At 71.6% G+C, this 16,857-nt stretch carries 14 protein-coding genes; 10 read left to right on the forward strand and 4 right to left on the reverse strand.

Going from position 1 to position 16,857, the window contains the following annotated elements:
• The first annotated feature begins 56 nt into the window (after positions 1-56).
• The 3 genes from ABD691_RS20605 to ABD691_RS20615 are packed head-to-tail and all read left to right on the forward strand — an operon-like array spanning position 57 to position 3,449.
• Positions 57-1,709 carry a PucR family transcriptional regulator gene (locus tag ABD691_RS20605; RefSeq protein ID WP_344682096.1) on the forward strand — a complete coding sequence of 551 codons (1,653 nt, stop codon included), beginning with the start codon at positions 57-59 and terminating at the stop codon, positions 1,707-1,709.
• Positions 1,710-1,746: 37 nt separating this feature from the next.
• Positions 1,747-2,292, forward strand: a complete 546-nt coding sequence (locus ABD691_RS20610; protein ID WP_344682098.1) for a Chromate resistance protein ChrB — start codon at positions 1,747-1,749, stop codon at positions 2,290-2,292.
• Positions 2,289-3,449, forward strand: coding sequence for an MFS transporter (locus tag ABD691_RS20615; protein WP_344682100.1), 1,161 nt, complete (start codon positions 2,289-2,291; stop codon positions 3,447-3,449). Before ABD691_RS20610 ends, ABD691_RS20615 begins: the two co-directional genes overlap by 4 nt.
• Positions 3,450-3,944: 495 nt before the next feature.
• On the opposite strand, the gene ABD691_RS20620 is transcribed toward ABD691_RS20615, so the two are convergent.
• Complete coding sequence (locus ABD691_RS20620; RefSeq protein WP_344682102.1) at positions 3,945-6,239, reverse strand: ATP-binding protein; 2,295 nt, start codon at positions 6,237-6,239, stop codon at positions 3,945-3,947.
• A 630-nt stretch (positions 6,240-6,869) separates the two neighbouring features.
• On the opposite strand from ABD691_RS20620, the gene ABD691_RS20625 reads away from it, so the two are divergent.
• Genes ABD691_RS20625 through ABD691_RS20635 form a run of 3 tightly spaced genes read left to right on the forward strand, consistent with a single transcriptional unit; the run spans position 6,870 to position 9,001 of the window.
• Positions 6,870-7,463 carry a DUF6230 family protein gene (locus ABD691_RS20625; RefSeq protein WP_344682104.1) on the forward strand — a complete coding sequence of 198 codons (594 nt, stop codon included), beginning with the start codon at positions 6,870-6,872 and terminating at the stop codon, positions 7,461-7,463.
• 12 nt (positions 7,464-7,475) lie between these two features.
• Complete coding sequence (locus ABD691_RS20630; protein WP_344682106.1) at positions 7,476-7,868, forward strand: DUF6114 domain-containing protein; 393 nt, start codon at positions 7,476-7,478, stop codon at positions 7,866-7,868.
• Complete coding sequence (locus ABD691_RS20635; RefSeq protein WP_344682107.1) at positions 7,865-9,001, forward strand: hypothetical protein; 1,137 nt, start codon at positions 7,865-7,867, stop codon at positions 8,999-9,001. Before ABD691_RS20630 ends, ABD691_RS20635 begins: the two co-directional genes overlap by 4 nt.
• Positions 9,002-9,021: 20 nt before the next feature.
• Here the strand turns inward: ABD691_RS20635 and coaA are convergent, their stop codons facing one another.
• The gene (gene coaA / locus ABD691_RS20640) at positions 9,022-9,954 is read right to left on the reverse strand and encodes a type I pantothenate kinase (protein ID WP_344682109.1); all 933 of its coding nucleotides are present in this window, start codon (positions 9,952-9,954) and stop codon (positions 9,022-9,024) included.
• 131 nt (positions 9,955-10,085) lie between these two features.
• The gene (locus tag ABD691_RS20645) at positions 10,086-11,540 is read right to left on the reverse strand and encodes an amino acid permease (RefSeq protein ID WP_344682111.1); all 1,455 of its coding nucleotides are present in this window, start codon (positions 11,538-11,540) and stop codon (positions 10,086-10,088) included.
• Positions 11,541-11,840: 300 nt separating this feature from the next.
• Between ABD691_RS20645 and ABD691_RS20650 the strand changes: the two genes are divergently transcribed.
• The gene (locus ABD691_RS20650; protein ID WP_344682113.1) at positions 11,841-12,293 is read left to right on the forward strand and encodes a universal stress protein; all 453 of its coding nucleotides are present in this window, start codon (positions 11,841-11,843) and stop codon (positions 12,291-12,293) included.
• Complete coding sequence (locus ABD691_RS20655) at positions 12,274-13,251, forward strand: adenylate/guanylate cyclase domain-containing protein (RefSeq protein ID WP_344682115.1); 978 nt, start codon at positions 12,274-12,276, stop codon at positions 13,249-13,251. Before ABD691_RS20650 ends, ABD691_RS20655 begins: the two co-directional genes overlap by 20 nt.
• A 122-nt stretch (positions 13,252-13,373) precedes the next feature.
• Here ABD691_RS20655 and ABD691_RS20660 read toward each other — a convergent pair whose 3' ends face one another.
• Positions 13,374-13,949 carry a GNAT family N-acetyltransferase gene (locus ABD691_RS20660; protein ID WP_344682117.1) on the reverse strand — a complete coding sequence of 192 codons (576 nt, stop codon included), beginning with the start codon at positions 13,947-13,949 and terminating at the stop codon, positions 13,374-13,376.
• Positions 13,950-14,211: 262 nt separating this feature from the next.
• On the opposite strand from ABD691_RS20660, the gene ABD691_RS20665 reads away from it, so the two are divergent.
• Both ABD691_RS20665 and ABD691_RS20670 read left to right on the forward strand, forming a co-directional pair.
• The gene (locus ABD691_RS20665; protein ID WP_344682119.1) at positions 14,212-15,594 is read left to right on the forward strand and encodes an FAD-binding oxidoreductase; all 1,383 of its coding nucleotides are present in this window, start codon (positions 14,212-14,214) and stop codon (positions 15,592-15,594) included.
• Between the two features lie 27 nt (positions 15,595-15,621).
• Positions 15,622-16,851, forward strand: coding sequence for a class I SAM-dependent methyltransferase (locus tag ABD691_RS20670; RefSeq protein WP_344682121.1), 1,230 nt, complete (start codon positions 15,622-15,624; stop codon positions 16,849-16,851).
• Positions 16,852-16,857: the final 6 nt, after the last annotated feature.

Below are 16,857 nucleotides of genomic sequence, written 5' to 3' on the forward strand. Positions count from 1 at the left end.
TGTGATCGGCTATCTTTGACTCAAACGGCTTGTCCGGTTGAACAAAGGAATGGGAAGTGCGGGAAATCGGGGTCGGCGCGGGGCAGCTGGGCGTGCCATTGCGTCAACTCCTCATCGCCGTCGGCGAACCCCTGGTCGACGTGCTCGCGGCACCGCGCGGGTTCGACGTCGGCATCCGCGATGTCGTCATTGTCGACCCGGAGGACGACTCCGGCACCCGGCGCGGAGACCTGGTGCTGGTCATCGGCGCCCGTGGTCGCGCGGCGATGCGGCTGGTCCGGGCGGCGGCCCGGGACGGCGCGGCGGCGGTGGCGGTCAAGGTGCACGGCGAAAGCGACGCGCACGCGCTGCGCGACACCGCCATCGACGGCGGCGTGGCCCTGCTCGGCGTGCGGCCCGAGGTCCGCTGGGAGCAGCTGGAGTCCTTCGCCCGCTCGGCCGTCGACAACGCGCGGCTGACCGTCGACGCCGACGTGGGGGAGGCGCTGGGCGACCTGTTCGCGCTGTCGCAGACCGTCGCGGCGATGACCGACGGCATCGTCAGCATCGAGGACACCGCGAACCGGGTGCTGGCCTACTCCCGCTCCGACGACGAGGTCGACGAGCTGCGCAGGCTGTCGATCCTGGGCAGGCAGGGGCCGGAGCCCTACCTGGCGATGCTGCGCGACTGGGGCGTCTACCAGCGGCTGCGCGCGGGGGAGGAGGTCGTGCGCATCGACGAGCGGCCCGAGCTGGGGATCCGGCGCCGGATGGCGGTCGGCATCCACGCGGGCAACCAGCCGCTGGGCACGATCTGGGTGCAGGAGGGCAAGCGCCCGCTGTCCGAGCGCTCGGAGAAGGCGCTGCTGGGCGCGGCGCGGGTGGCGGCGTTGCAGCTCATCCGCCAGCGCACCGAGGCCACCGCCGGGCCGCGGTTCCGGGAGAACCTGCTCGCGGGTCTGCTGGAGGGCCGGGTCGACGCGCGTTCGGTGGCCGACAACATCGGCGCGGACCCGAACAAGGCGGCGCTGGTGGTGGTGTTCACGCTGCGGCCGGTCGACCAGTCCAGCGGCTCGGACCGCTCCGAGCTGGAGCTCCAGCGCTCCGAGATGACCAGCCTGATCTCGGTGCACGCCTCGGCCTACCGGCGCAGCGCGCTGGTCACCACCATCGGCTCCCGGGTCTACGTGCTGCTGCCGGATCTCCAGCAGCGCTCGGCCGCGGCCTCGGCGCTCGGCCTGACCCGCGAGATCGTCGCGGCGGGCCGCCAGCACCTGCGCGCGCGGGTGCAGGCCGGGGTCGGTTCGGCGGTGCCGACGCTCGACGAGATCGCCGAGTCCCGCGCGGAGGCCGACCGGGTGCTCGACGCCCTGGCCCACGACGTGGGCACCGAGATCGCCACCATCGCCGACGTGCGGGCGAAGGTCGTGCTCAGCGAGGTGCTCGCGGTGCTCCAGAGCAACGAGCGCTTCCGGGATGCACGGCTGGCCGGACTCCTTGAGCACGACAGCGAGCACGGAACCGACCTGGCTCGCTCGCTGCTGGCGTACCTGGAGGCGTTCGGCGACGTGCGCGCGGCGAGCGAGCGGATGCACGTCCACCCGAACACGCTGCGGTACCGGGTGCGGCGGGCCGGCGAGATCACCGGCGTCGACCTGGGCGACCCGACCGAGCGGCTGAGCGCGCACCTGCAACTGCTGCTGGCCCGCCGGAGCTCCTCCCGGTGGTGAGGACCTCGCTGTTGTAACAGGTGCTACATTCCGGGTCGTGACGAAAAGGTCCTGGCTGGTCCTGGTGGTCAAGCTGCCCGCGGAGCCGTCGCGGCACCGGGTCGCGGTCTGGCGGGAGCTGCGCAAGGTCGGTGCGCTCTCGCTGGGCCAGGGGGTCTGGGCGGTGCCGGAGGTGCCTGCCTTCGCCGACGGCGTGCGGCGGGCGGTGGAGCTGGCCGAGCGTTCCGAGGGGCAGGTCGTGACGCTGCGCGCGTCCGGGCGGGAAGCCGAGGACGAAGCCCGGTTCGAGGCCATGTTCACCGCCGCCAGGTCCGAGGAGTGGTCGGAGTACATCGCCGACTGCGGCAAGTTCGAAGACGAGATCGCCAAGGAGATCCGGATCGGCAAGTTCACCCTCGCCGAGCTGGAGGAGGAAGAGCAGAGCCTGGAGCGGCTGCGCCGCTGGCACCGGGACCTGACGGCGCGTGACGTGTTCGGCGCGCCGGAAGCGGCAGAGGCGGGCGAGCGGCTGAAGCGGTGCGTGGAGGTATGCGAGGACTACGCGGAACGCGTCGTCGCCGCGCTCCACGGGGAACAGCGGTGAAGCGAGCGATGTGGCCGCTGTACGCGGCCGGTTTCACCACCGCGTTCGGCGCGCACGGCATCGCGGCCAACCTCGGCGGCTTCGGCTCGGACGCGGTCACCTCGCTGCTGGTCCTGGGCGGGCTGCTCGCGCTCTACGACGGAGCCGAGGTGCTGCTCAAGCCGGTCTTCGGCACGCTCGCCGACCGCGTCGGAGCGCGACCGGTCCTGCTGGGCGGGCTCGTCGCCTTCGCCGTGGCGTCGGCGCTCTACGCGGCGATGCCCGGCCCGGGCTGGCTGTGGGCGGCCCGCCTCGGCCAGGGTGCCGCGGCCTCGGCGTTCTCCCCGTCGGCGTCGGCGCTGGTGGCCCGGCTCAACCCGGCGGCCAAGCACGGGCGGGCCTTCGGCAGTTACGGCTTCTGCAAGTCGATCGGCTACACGCTGGGCCCGCTCCTCGGCGGTGTTCTGGTGTGGGCCGGTGGTCTTCAGCTGCTCTTCGCGGTGATGGCGGTGCTCGGCGTGGCCGTCGCGGCCTGGGCGGCGACAGCGGTGCCGCACGTGCCACCGCTGCCGCGCCGCCGCCAGACCGTGGTCGACCTGGCCAGGCGGCTCAAGTCCCGCGCGTTCCTCGCCCCAACTGCTGCGCTCGCGGGCGCGACCGCAGCGCTGTCCGTCGGCGTCGGCTTCCTGCCGGTGTCCGGCGCCGCTGCCGGACTCGGCACCGTGGCCACCGGAGCGGCGGTGTCGGTCCTGGCCGCCTGCGCGGCCGTCGTCCAGCCCGCGACCGGGCGAGCGCTGGACGCGGGCCGCCTAACCACCCGCACCGGCCTGACGGCCGGACTGCTGATCACAGCCGCCGGACTGGCCTGCGCGACGATCCCCGGCCTGACCGGTGTCCTGGCGGGTGCGGCGCTGATCGGCATCGGAACCGGACTGATCACACCGGTCGGCTTCGCCGCCCTGGCGGCGTCGACACCGCAGGAACGCCTCGGCCAAACCATGGGATCGGCCGAACTGGGCCGCGAACTCGGCGACGCCGGAGGACCACTCCTGGTCGCAGCGATCGCGACCCTGACCGCACTCACCTACGGCTTCGCCGCCATCGCAATGCTCCTGGCAGTCCTCGCACTAGCGACGAGGCCGAGGGCAGGGGCAGACCAGCCGGTCACCAGTCGCTGAACCGAACCAAACCAACACAAACGCGCCCAGCAAATGCCCCCACCCACAAGGGCGGGGTTTGGTTCTCATCCCGTCGACCTGGCGCAGCCCGATCAGGCCGTGTCAAGGGGGCACAAGCCCGAAAACCGCAGCGCGCCAACACAAACCGCCCCCTTGACGCGGTCTGATAGCCCTCCGTGGAGGTCGACGGGATGAGAACCACCCCAACCGAACCGCAGCGGACAGCGGAGACTCATCCCGGAGACCTGCCGGGGGCCTGGGGGCGGCGAGCGCCCCAGAACAACGAGCCCTACCGGACTCCGAACCGGCAGAGCCGCTTCGGTCCCGGAGACCTGCCTGGGGTCTGGGGGCGGCGAGCGCCCCAGAACCACGAGCCCAAAAGAACCCGAACCGGCAAAGCCGCTTCGGTCCCGGAGACCTGCCGGGGGTCTGGGGCCGGCGAGGACCCCGGAAACCACCCGCGCAACGAAACCCGAACCACCAAAGCCGCTTCGGTCACCGCGAAATAACCCAAGCGGCGATCTGACTCCGAGAAGTGAACCCGAGCTTGGTCAGGATGTTCTCGACGTGCCCCTCGGCGGTCCGGTGCGAGATGACCAGCCGGTTGGCGATGTCCCGGTTGGTCATCCCTTCGGCGACCAACTCGGCGATCTCCAACTCCCGCCGGGTCAGCGGCGACTCCGGGGTCGCCGGTGCTGACGCCGCGGGCGGCGACTCCAGCGCGAAGTCCACAGCCTCGACGGGCGACATCTGGAACCCGTGGTCGAAAGCCCGCTCGTACCCGTGTTCCCCCAGCGCCGACCGGGTGCTGCCGACGTGCTTGTGGTGCTGCTCGGTGAGGGCTGAGTACAGCTCCGGCGAACCGCCCAGTTCCGCCCACATCGCCCCGGCGATGCCGAACAGGGTGGCGGCGCGGACGTGCTGACCGCGGCCTTCGGCCACCCACGCCAGGGTTTCCAGGGTGAACGTCATCGCCGACCTGTCGGCCAGGGTCTGCTCCAGGCTCAGCGCCTCCTTGCCGGACCGCTCGGCGTCGTCGAACCGGCCGTCGGCGACGTCGATGGCCGAGCGGGACCACAACGCGTAGGAGCGCCAGTACACGTCGCCGATCCGCACCGTCTTGCCGACGCACGTGTCCAGCAGCGCGCGGCCCTTCTCCGGTTCCCCGCCGAGTCCCACCACCAGGCCGCGCATGAACAGCGCGAACAGTTCTCCGCGCAGGGTTCCGGCTTCCTGGAACAGCCGGTGCGACTGTTCGAACAGCTCCCCGGCCCGGCTCAGATCGGCGTCGATCATCGCCTCCATCCCCCACACGTGCCGGAGGTACGCCTCCTGCTCGACGTTGCCGACCCGCCCGGCCAGCTCCTGCGCGTCGGCCAGGCACCGCCGCGCCGTCGCCGGTTCGCCCTGGTGCAGCGCGAACCACCCGTCGAGCACCAGCCCCGACATCCGCTCCCGTGACTCCGCGGCCACCGAAGGCAGCAGCCGGTCCAGCCACATCCGGGCCTCGGTGAGGTAGCCGCGCAGGGTCCAGTAGTCGACGAGCTGGATCGCGGTGCGCAGCCCGGTCGCCGCCTCGCCCGGTTCCCGGGCGCAGAAGTCCAGCGCCACCCGGATGTTGTGGTGCTCGCGCCGCAGCCGGGTGATCCACTCCGCCTGGTCCGGGCCGGTCCACTCCGCGGCGAAGCGCTCGGCCAGCCGCGCGAACCAGTCCCGGTGCTTGCGGCGGGCGGTCTCCTGCCCGGTCAGCTTCTCCTCGCCGTAGGCGCGGGTGGTCTCCAGCATCCGGTAGCGGACCCGGTCGCCCGCCAGCTCCCGCAGGAAGATCGACTTGTCCACCAGCGAGTCGACCAGCCCGAGCACCTCGGCAGGCGGGACCCTCGCACCGGACACGACGTGCTCCACGGCATCCAGGTCGAAGCTGCCGGAGAACACCGACGCCCGCGCCCACACCCGGCGCTCCGGCTCCGAGCACAGCTCGTAGCTCCAGTCGATCAGCGCGCGCAGCGTGCGCTGCCTGGGCGGCAGCCCGCGCACCCCGGTGTCGAGCAGCCGGTGCCGCTCGGTGATGCGCTCGGCGATCTGCGCCAGCGACAGCGACCGCAGCCTGGCCACCGCCAGCTCGATGGCCAGCGGGATCCCGTCCAGGTCGTGGCAGATCCGGGCCAGCGCCCGCGAGTTGGCGTCGGTGACCTCGAACTCCGGGGCCACCGCGGCGGCCCGGTCCAGGAACAGCCGCACCGAGTCGAACCGGGCGACCGAGGCCGCCGAGCGGACCCGCTCCGGATCGGGCACCTGGAACGGCGGCACCGCGAACGTGCACTCGCCGACCAGGCCCAGCGACTGCCTGCTGGTCGCCAGCACCCGCAGGTTCGGGCAGGACTGCATCAGCACGTGCACCAGCGACGCGCACGCGTCGACCAGGTGCTCGCAGTTGTCCAGCACCAGCAGCAGGGGATCACCGTCGAGCCGGTCGACGAGGGTGTCGATCACCGGGCGGGCGGACTGCTCGTGCAGGTCGAGCGCTTCGGCGACGGCGTGCGGGACCAGGTCCGGTTCCCGCAGCCCGGCGAGGTCGGCGAACCACACCTGGTCGTGGAACGCGCGGCGCACGTCGGCGGCGGCGCGCAGTGCGAGGCGGGTCTTGCCCACGCCGCCGGGGCCGGTGAGCGTGGTCAGCCGGTACGCCGACAGCAGCCGCTTGACCTCGCCGAGCTCCTGGCGCCGTCCGACGAAACTGGTCGTGTCGGCGGGCAGTCCGCTGCGCCGTTCGGATGCGGAACGTGTCACCTGACCAGCCTAGTAGCGACAGTCGCTGTGCGTAGTCCTCGTCGATCAACGCGTGAGGGCACTTGACCGAACAGGTATTTGCACGGATCCCTCCGCGGCCCGGATCCAGCAGGCTCGGAGGTGCCCTGAAATCCCTCCCAGGACGGGGCACTCGCGATCGCCCGGCTCATTCCCCGGCGGGCCGGGCGATCGTGATCAGGTTTCCGCGCGGGGATCGCCGGTTGGGCCGAGCAGCCGTGCCCGACCTCCGCTTCGAACCGCCAGCGCCGACCCGCTCCCACACCAGGTAGACCAGGCGGCAGCGGTTCCTCGCCCCGAACCCGGCGAACTCCTGGCCGGCGGGGCAGCAGCGCGCGGTGATCGGCCGGGCACCGGGCGTCGACTGCGTAGCGGACCGGGTATTTCCCCGGGTCCTTCCCGGGCCGGGATGGACCAGTCTCGTCACACCCGAGGTACTCGGGAGTAGGAAACGAGACGCCGGTGAGCGCCGCCAGTGCTTCACCGGCCGACGGAGAGCGGTGGCCCGCGACCCTCCCAGGGCGGGGCACCCGCGGTCGTCCGGCTCCATCCCCCCGGCGGGCCGGACGGCCGCGCTCCGCGCGCCCGGATCGCAGAGGTGGATCAATGGTGATGGACAGAGCGATCGGCCGGACTCGCTGGCGGATCTTCGCGCTGGTGTTCGTGGCCGGCCTGGCCGGCGTCGGAGTGATGTTCGGGGGCCTGTCGCAGGGGGCGCTGGCCGCGTCCTTCTCGGTGTCGGGCATGACCTACAAGGCCAGCGGCGACAAGCTCGTCGGCGAGGGCGTCGTCCAGTACGGCTCGGTCGACCAGGGCGGCAGCGGCGCGCACCCGGTGCTGGTCAACGGGTTCCGGCAGGCCAGGATCGACAACTTCTGCCAGTCCTTCGTCGTTCCGGGGCTGCCCGTGGTCGGCGACATCTCGGTCCGCATCGCCGCGCCGGCCATGTCAGCCGAGGACCTGGTGATCGGCATCGAGCAGGTCACCGGCGACCTGACGCTGAGCAACGTCGAGATCGGCCGCGACGCCGGGACCTTCGACAAGGGGCCGAACGGCCAGACCGGGCAGCCGGGGACCTTCGGCATCCAGTCCGACGGCGCCCGGATCGACAACCTCCGGCAGACGGCGTGGTCGACCACGGCCTCGACGCTGCGGCTCGACCAGGTCCGGATCTCGGCCGACACCGGCCGCAACGAGTGCTACTGAGGGGTGATCGCGGTGCGCGAGCAGAGCAGCGCGAAGAAGTGGCGGCGGGGCAGGCCGTTCTGGGCGGGCGTGTGCACGCTCGCGTCCGGGCTGCTCGTGCTTTTCCCGCCGTACGCGTCGTTCCGCTTCGGTGACGCGATGATCTCGCTGAACACGATGGGCGGGGTCTCGTCGCTGGTGATCGGCGTCGTGCTGATCAGCTGCGGGATGTCGCTGTGGATCCGGCCGGAGTTCCGGGTCGCGGCGGGGGTGGTGACGCTGCTGCTGTCGCTGGTGGCGATCGTGACGTCGAACCTGGGCTCGTTCCTGGTCGGGACGCTGCTCGGGATCACCGGCGCCGCGCTCGCGCTGGCCTGGACGCCGAAGGAGCGCCGGGCCGGCACCGCCGACCGGGTGGGTACGTGAGGCGCGGACGCCGCGGGGCGTTCGTCCTCGTCGTGGCGCTGGTGACCGGGGCGCTCACCGCGCCGGCCGCCGCAGCGCAGGGCGGGGTGCTGTGCGACCTGCTCGGGCTGCTGACGTCGTGCCCGGCGCCCACCACGTCGACGTCGCCCGCTCCTGCTTCGCAGCCACCGGGCCGGGAGCCGTCGCGGGAACCCGAGCCGACGAGTTCTCCCGGCAGCACGGCGGAACCGTCCCCGGCCCCGCCGTCCGGCTCGGCGCGGCGACCGAGTCCGGCGACGCCGTCCGACTCGACACCGCCGTCCGACGCGACGCCGCAGCCGACCCCGACATCGCTGCCCGATCCGGCACCGCGACCGAACCCGGCGCCGCAGCCCAATCCGGCGCTGCCCTCCGGCTCGGCTCCGCGGCCGAATCCGGCTCCGCTGCCCGACTCGGCGCCGCAGCCGACCCCGACGCCGCGGCCCGATCCGGCGCCACCCTCCGGCTCGGCTCCGCCGTCCGACCCAGCGCAGCTGCCCAATCCGGCGACGCCGCCCGGCTCGGCGCCGCTGCCCAACCCGACCTCGCCGCCGAACCCGGCGCCGCAACCGAACCTGCTTCCGCTGCCCGTCCCCGCACCGCTGCCCGTCCCGGTTCCACCGCCCGTGGCCGGGGGCGGGCTGCCGCCCGCCGAAGCCACCGGCACGGCGCCGGGACCGGGCCGGATCTGGACCATGACCGGCAGCCGCCTCAAGCTCAGCGGCATCCGCTACCGCGGCGTCGCCGACCAGGACTCCGGCGCCGGACCGGTGCGGACGCTGCACTTCACCGTGGACCGGCTGGAGATCACCGATCTGGTCCAGCGCGGCCGGCTCGGCAACGGCCGGGTGGTCCGGGCCGCCGGCGCGCCCGGCGGGGTCTCCACCGTCAGCGGTCCCGCCGAGCTCTACACCGTGCAGCTCACCGGAACCCCGGAGATCGCGGGTGTCCCGCTGGTCCCGATCACGCTCTCGCCGGACTCGCTGCTGCTGCCGAACCTGGACCTGGGCCTGCTGAAGCTGCCCGAGCTGAGCTTCACCGGCGTCACCACCCGCAGCACCGACCTCAGCGGCGGCACCCTGCGCATCCCCGGCGCCACGGTGCGTCTGGAGTGATTACGGCCAGCCTGGAGTGACTACAGCTTGCGCAGCCGGACCCGGTTGATCGCGTGGTCGCCGTCCTTGCGCAGCACCAGCGTCGCGCGCGGGCGGGTCGGCAGGATGTTCTCGACGAGGTTCGGCTCGTTGATCGTGCGCCACAGGTGGCGGGCCTCGGCGCGCGCGTCCTCGTCGGACAGGTCGGCGAAGTGGTGGAAGTGCGAGCCGGGGTTGGCGAACGCGGTGCGGCGCAGGGTGAGGAACCGCTCGACGTACCAGCGCTCGATGTGCTCGGTGTGGGCGTCGACGTAGATGGAGAAGTCGAACAGGTCCGAGACCGCCAGGCTCGGCCCCGGCTGCAGGACGTTGAGCCCCTCGATGATGAGGATGTCCGGGCTGCGCACCACGTTCTCCTCGCCCGGCACGATGTCGTAGGCCACGTGCGAGTACACCGGCGCACTGACCTCGCTCGCCCCGGACTTGACCTCGGTGACGAACCGCAGCAGCGCCCGCCGGTCGTAGCTCTCCGGGAATCCCTTGCGGTGCATGATCCCGCGCCGCACCAGTTCGGCGCGCGGGTGCAGGAAACCGTCGGTGGTGACCAGGTCGACGCTGGGGTGGTCCGGCCAGCGCGCGAGCAGGGTGCGCAGGATGCGCGCGGTGGTCGACTTGCCGACCGCGACGCTGCCCGCGATGCCGATGACGAACGGGACGCGGGTGCGGTTGTTCTGCTCGCCGAGGAAGGTCGTGGTGGTCTGGTGCAGCCGCTGCCGGGCCGCGACCTGGAGGTTGATCAGCCGCGACAGCGGCAGGTACACGTCGGCGACCTCGGCGAGGTCGACCTGCTCGCCGAGACCGCGCAGTGCGTCGAGCTCCGCTTCCGACAGCGGTAGCGGCATGGAGCTGCGCAGCTCCCGCCACTGGTCCCGGTGCAGCTCGACGTACGGGCTCAGTTCGCGAACGCGCGTCACGGGACACCTCGTCGTTGAGGACGGCTCCGCAGAGCAGCTTGCGGCGCCGTCGACTTTTTGCCGACAGCGCCGCAAACTCTAGGTCGCGCGCACCGCGCAGCGCAGTGACGCACTGCACGATGAGAGCTGCGTTATTCGCCTTGATCGATTGCGGTTTCCCGCCCGGACTGGTTCAGCTTGGACTTGCGGTAGCCGTAGGCGAAGTAGATCACCAGGCCGATCGCGAACCACAGCCCGAAGCGCAGCCAGGTCTCCGGGGCCAGGAACGTGACCAGCCAGATGGAGAACACGATGCCGATGATCGGCACCACCGGCATGCCCGGGCACTTGAAGCCGCGCGGCAGGTCCGGCCGCCGGTAGCGCAGCACGATCACCGCGGCGCACACGATCACGAACGCCAGCAGGATGCCGATGTTGGTCAGCTCGGCCGCCTCGCCGATCGGCAGCAGGCCGGCGATCAGCGCCGAGGCGATGCCGATCAGCCAGGTGAAGCGGGACGGCACCTTGCGCGTCGGGTGGGTCTTGGCGAACCACTTCGGCAGCAGGCCGTCGCGGCTCATCGCGAAGCCGACGCGGGTGACGCCGAGCATGAAGGTGAACAGCACCGTCAGGATGCCCAGGATCGCGCCGATCGCGATGACCGCGCCCAGCAGCGGCAGCCCGACGTCGGTGAAGGCGGAGGCGAACGCGCTCTCCCCGCTGATCTGCTGGTACGGGATCATGCCGGTGAGCACCAGGCACGCCAGCACGTAGAGCACCATCGAGATCGCCAGCGAGTACATGATCGCCTTCGGCATGTGCTTCTGGGCGTCCTTTGACTCCTCGGCCGCGGTGCTCATCGCGTCGTAGCCGAACACCGCGAAGAACACCGTCGCCGCACCGGCGAACGCGCCGCTGATGCCGAACGGGAAGAACGGGTTGTAGTTGCCCGCGTCGATGTGGAAGGCGCCGACGACGATCACCAGCAGGACCACGCCGACCTTCAGATACACCAGGAACGTCTCGAACCGGGCGGCGCTCTTCATGCCCTGGTTGAGGATGAAGGCGATCAGCAGGCACAGCAGCGCGGCGAACAGGTTGATCTTGTAGCTGCCGGGCGGCGCGGCGCCGTCCTCGGTGCCCGGCGCGCCCATCATCCAGGCGGGCAGGTCGATGCCGAGGAAGCCGATCAGCTCGTTGAAGTAGCCCGAGATGCCGATCGCGACCACCGCCACGATCGCGGTGTACTCCAGCAGCAGGTCCCAGCCGATCAGCCAGCCGACGACCTCGCCGAGCACCACGTAGCCGTAGGTGTAGGCCGAGCCGGCCTTCGGGATCATCCCGGCGAACTCGGCGTAGGAGAACGCCGCCGCGGCGCTGGCGATGCCGGCGATCAGGAACGACAGCAGCACCGCCGGTCCGGCCTTCTCGTTGGCGACCGCACCGGCCAGCGAGAAGATTCCGGCGCCGATGATGCCGCCGACGCCGATGGCGGTCAGCTGCCACAGGCCCAGCGAGCGCTGCAGGCCGGTGTCGGAGTCCTCGACGATGTCACCGACCGGTTTGCGGCGGAATATCCCCCTGCCGGGGTGGAGGTTCGTGGTCACGGGTTCTCCCTGGGCAGTGCGGTGGTGCGTTGGCCGGATGGCCGACGTGTCCCGGCTCACCATCGTGGTCCGTCACACGTTCTGGCGAAACCTACGCCGCAGGTCTCCGCGGCCAGGTTGTGGGGTCGGACGACAAATGGCGGCTGTCGTTGTCCGTTCGCACGAACCAAGCTCAAACCGGGCGCAATCCGGAACACATCGCGGCTCCCCCGCTCGCCAACCGTGACGGGCGGCGGGCCCGATCGTTAGTGTTCACGTCCGCGTGCACCGCAGCCCGCAGTTGTCCGGAAGTGAGGATCGATGCCCAGTTACCGCAAGGTCGTGGTCGGCACTGACGGCTCGCCGCCGTCGTTGCGCGCGGTCGCCCGGGCCGCCGAGGTCGCCAGGGACGCCACCGCCGTGCTGGTGATCGTCTGCGCGTACTACCCGAACACCGACCGCGACGTCGAGCAGGCCAAGCAGGAGCTGGGTGGCGAGGCGTTCCAGGTGATCGGTTCGACGCCGGCCGAGAACACCCTGCTGGACGCCACCGACCGGGCGAGGGCGGCGGGCGCGACCGAGATCGAGACGGTGCCGATGGTCGGCGCTCCGGTCGCCTCGCTGGTGGAGGTCGCCGAGAAGCACGGGGCCGACCTGCTCGTGGTGGGCAGCCGGGGGCTGAACACGGTGAAGGGGCGGATCCTCGGCTCGGTGCCTTCGGAGGTTTCCCGCCGCGCGGAATGCGATGTGCTCGTTGTACGAACCTCGCGATGACGCGTCGGCCGCCGGCCAGGAGGTGCAGGAGGCACTGCTGGGCGGCCCGGCCCGCTACACCAAGGCCGATGTGGCCGAGGCCGTCGGGGTCGAGCTGGTCCGCGCCGAACGGCTCTGGCAGGCGATGGGCTTCGCCCACGTCGGCGACGACGACGTGGTGTTCACCGACGCCGACGTGGCCGCCCTGCGGCGGCTGGCCCAGCTGGTCTCCGCCCAGGTGCTGATGCCGGAGGTGGAGACCGCGGTCGCGCGCTCGCTCGGGCAGGCCATGTCCCGGCTGGCGGAGTGGCAGGTCGGGATCTTCAAGTCGGTGCTGGGCGACCAGTTCTCCGGGGACCTGGCCACCACCGCGCAGTTCGCGGGCGCGGTGATGCCGGTGATGGAGGAGCTGCAGGGCTACGTCTGGCGGCGGCACCTCACCGCGACGGCGACCCGGGAGATGGCCGACGACGGGGCCGACGAGCGGACCCAGGTGATCGGCTTCGCCGACATCGTCGGCTACACCCGGCTGATCCGGGACTTCACCGAGCTGGAGCTGGCCCGGCTGATCGACGAGTTCGAGGAGCTGGCCACCGGCGTGGTCGCCGAGAACCACGGCCGGATCGTCAAGACCGTGGGCGACGAGGTCCTGTTCGTCACCGACGCCCCGGCCGAGGCGGCCGAGATCGCGCTGAACCTCAACGAGCAGATCGCCGAGTCGACCCGGCTGCCCCCGCTGCGGATCGGGCTGGCGCAGGGCGTGGTGCTGGCCCGCTTCGGCGACGTCTACGGCTCCACGGTCAACATCGCCAGCAGGCTGACCTCGGTGGCCCGGCCCGCGTCGGTGCTGGTCGACCGGGAGCTGTCGGCCGCGCTGCGGCACCGCCCGGAGTACGCGCTGATCTCGATCGGACCGACCAAGGTCCAGGGGTTCCGCGGGCTGCGCGCCTGGGCCTTGCGCCGCGCTCGCCTGCGCTGAACGGGTGACTTGACGGGTACTGCCGATGGCCGAGGAGTTCGGCCTGCCGGGCGGGAAGGCCGACGGGGCACCACGACCGACGAGCAGCCGAGCGCGCTCCGGTTCGTGAGCGGCTTTTCCGCTCACGAGCGGGTCGCGGGCACCTCGTGGCGGTCCGGGATCGGGATCTCGAAGTGGACGGCCGGGCTGTACCGGGGATCGGTCCGGCCGTCGTAGACCTCCTCGGCGACGCTGCGCCAGAACGGTTCCGCGCCCTCGATCGCGGTGTTGGTGTGCAGGTAGATCGTGTCGTACCCGGGCGTTTCGGCGACGAACCGGCAGGCCAGCCGGACCAGCTCGCGGGCGAGCCCGTGGCGGCGGTGCTCCGGGCGCACGTAGACGCGGAAGATCTGCGCGGTCGTCCCCGACGGGTAGCGCTCGGCGAGCCACGGCGGGTGCGGCGGGCTCTGCGGCCCGTCGGCCCGCACCGCGGCGGTGGCCACGATCCGGCCGTCGGCGGCCTCGGCGACGAACAGCTGCTGCCGCGGGTTGTCGAAGTAGGCCGCGTCCATGTCGATGACGTCCCGGTGCCAGCGCGGGATGAACCCGGTGCCCAGCACCTGGTAGAGCGTGTCGAGGATGACCGACCGCGCGCCGTCGGCGTCGGCGCGGGTGGCCGGGCGGACGACGTGGAGATCGGTGGTGCCGGTGTCGGACATCGCTGGTTCTCCCGGACTGTGATCGAAATCGCGCACTTGGCTGGGCATTGTTGCAAAGCATATGCAACAGTGATCCGGTCCGCTCTCCGACGGGTGTCCGCCAGGCTCGCGACCAGTGCGAACCGGGGTCCGGAGTGGACGGGCGTCCGACACTTGCGAAATGCATTCATCTCCGGTTCACCCGGCTTGATCGCCCAGGCGGCAGGTGCGCGGCATCCGCACGTGGGATGCCCCGGCGCGGTCCCCGACCTAAGGTCGACTCATGGGAGCCGAGCCCGGAACCGCAGTCCCCGCCAGTCATTCCGCCGAGGTCGCCGCGTTGCGGGACAGCTACGCCCGGCTGCCCGCCGGGTCACCGGTGCGGCTGGCCAAGACCACCTCGAACCTGTTCCGGTTCCGGGACCCGGCCGCCGGGCCCGGCCTGGACGTCGGCCGGTTCAACCGGGTGCTCGGCATCGACACCGCGGCGGGCACCGCGCAGGTGCAGGGCATGGCCACCTACGAGAGCGTCGTCGACGCGCTGCTGCCCGCCGGGCGGATCCCGATGGTGGTCCCGCAGCTGAAGACGATCACCCTCGGCGGCGCGATCGCCGGGCTCGGCATCGAGTCGACGTCCTTCCGCAACGGGCTGCCGCACGAGTCGGTGCGGGAGATGGAGATCCTCACCGGTGACGGCAGCGTCGTGGTCGCCCGCCCGGACAACGAGCACGCGGAGCTTTACCGCGGATTCCCCAACTCCTACGGCACGCTGGGCTACGCGCTCCGGCTGGAGATCGAGCTGGAGCAGGTGCAGCCCTACGTGCGGCTGCGCCACCTGCGGTTCGGCACGGCCGCCGAATGCGCCGCCGCGATCGCCGAGATCTGCCGCACCGGCTCCTTCGACGGCCACCCCGTGGACTTCCTCGACGGGACCGTCTTCACCGCGTCCGAGCAGTACCTCACGCTCGGCTCCTACCGGCCCGACGCGCCGCCGACCAGCGACTACACCGGCCAGGACGTCTACTACCGGTCGATGCGGCGCAGGCAGACCGACCACCTGACCATCCACGACTACCTGTGGCGCTGGGACACCGACTGGTTCTGGTGCTCGCGCGCCTTCGGCGTGCAGCACCCGCTGGTCCGCAGGTTCTGGCCGCGCCGCTACCGGCGCTCGGACACCTACCGGCGGATCGTGGCCTGGGACCGCCGGACCGGCCTGACCGACCGGATCTCGAAGCTGCGCGGCCTCGGCGGGAACGAGCCGGTGATCCAGGACGTGGAGATCCCGGTCGAGCGGCTGGCGGAGTTCCTGGAGTTCTTCCACACCGAGATCGGGATCAGCCCGGTCTGGCTGTGCCCGGTGAAGCTGCGCGACGGGCAGGGCTGGCCGCTGTACCCGATGGATCCCGACGCGCTGTACGTCAACGTCGGGTTCTGGTCCACCGTGCCGCTGCGCAGGGGGGAGGCGCCGGGCCGGTACAACCGGGCGATCGAGCGGGTGGTCGGCGAACTCGACGGCCACAAGTCGCTGTACTCGAACTCCTTCTACGAGGAGGAGGAATTCTGGCGGCTCTACAACCGTCCCAGCTACCAACGGCTCAAGGAGCGCTACGACCCGGACGGCCGGCTCCCGGGGCTGTACGACAAGTGCGTCCGGGAGAAGTGACTCCCGGCGGGGGAAGGAGTGTCGCTCATGGGTCTGGCAGAGGTGTTCCCGCGGATCCTCGGCAACGACGTCCCGGTCGAGTTCCGCGCCTACGACGGCAGTCGCGCGGGCAGACCGGGCGCGGAGGTCACCATCGAGATCCGCTCGCCGCTGGCTTTCTCGCACCTCGCGGCGGCGCCGGGGGAGCTCGGTCTGGCACGCGCCTACGTCACCGGTGCGCTGGAGGTGCACGGTGACATGTACACCGCGCTGGCGAGCTTCCCGAAGCTGACGGTCGGCGAGATCCCGCTCCGGACCCGGATCGGGCTGATGGCGCAGCTGGGGGCGCGGCGGCTGTGGTGGCCGGTGCGCCCGCCGGAGCAGGAGTACCGGCCGCGCGGGTGGCGGCACTCGAAGTCCCGCGACAGCAAGGCGATCTCGTACCACTACGACGTGTCCAACCGCTTCTACGAGTGGGTCCTGGGGCCGTCGATGGCCTACACCTGCGCGGTGTTCCCGGAGTCGACGTCGTCCCTGGAGGAGGCGCAGTTCACCAAGCACGACCTGGTGGCGCGGAAACTCGGGCTGTCCAAGGGGATGCGGCTGCTCGACGTCGGCTGCGGCTGGGGCGGCATGGTGCTGCACGCGGCGAAGCACTACGGCGTGCGCGCGCTCGGGGTCACGCTCTCCCGCCAGCAGGCGCAGTGGGCGCAGAAGGCCATCGCCGAGCGGGGGCTGGCCGACCTGGCCGAGGTCCGCCACCTGGACTACCGCGACGTGCCCGAGTCCGGTTTCGACGCGGTCAGCTCCATCGGGCTCACCGAGCACATCGGGCGCGCGCAGCTGCCGTCGTACTTCTCGTTCCTGCACGACAAGCTCAAGCCCGGCGGCAGGATGCTCAACCACAGCATCACCCGCCCGGACGGCAGCCACGGTTCGCGGCCCGGCAAGTTCATCGGCCGCTACGTCTTCCCGGACGGCGAGCTGGAACCGGTCGGCACGCTGGTGTCGGAGATGAACGACAACGGCTTCGAGGTGCGCCACGAGGAGAACCTGCGCGAGCACTACGCGCTGACGCTCGCGGGCTGGTGCGCCAACCTCGAAGCGAACTGGTCCGAGGCCGTCCGCGAGGTGGGCCCGGCCCGCGCCCGCATCTGGCGGCTGTACATGGCCGCCTGCCGCCTCGGCTTCGAGCTCAACGTCGTGCAGCTGCACCAGGTTCTCGGCGTCCGCCTCGATGGCGGCGAGGCGCGGATGCCGCTGCGTCCGGCCTGGTGATGCTGC

Source organism: Saccharopolyspora taberi, assembly GCF_039534165.1.
Lineage (GTDB): Bacteria > Actinomycetota > Actinomycetes > Mycobacteriales > Pseudonocardiaceae > Saccharopolyspora_D > Saccharopolyspora_D taberi.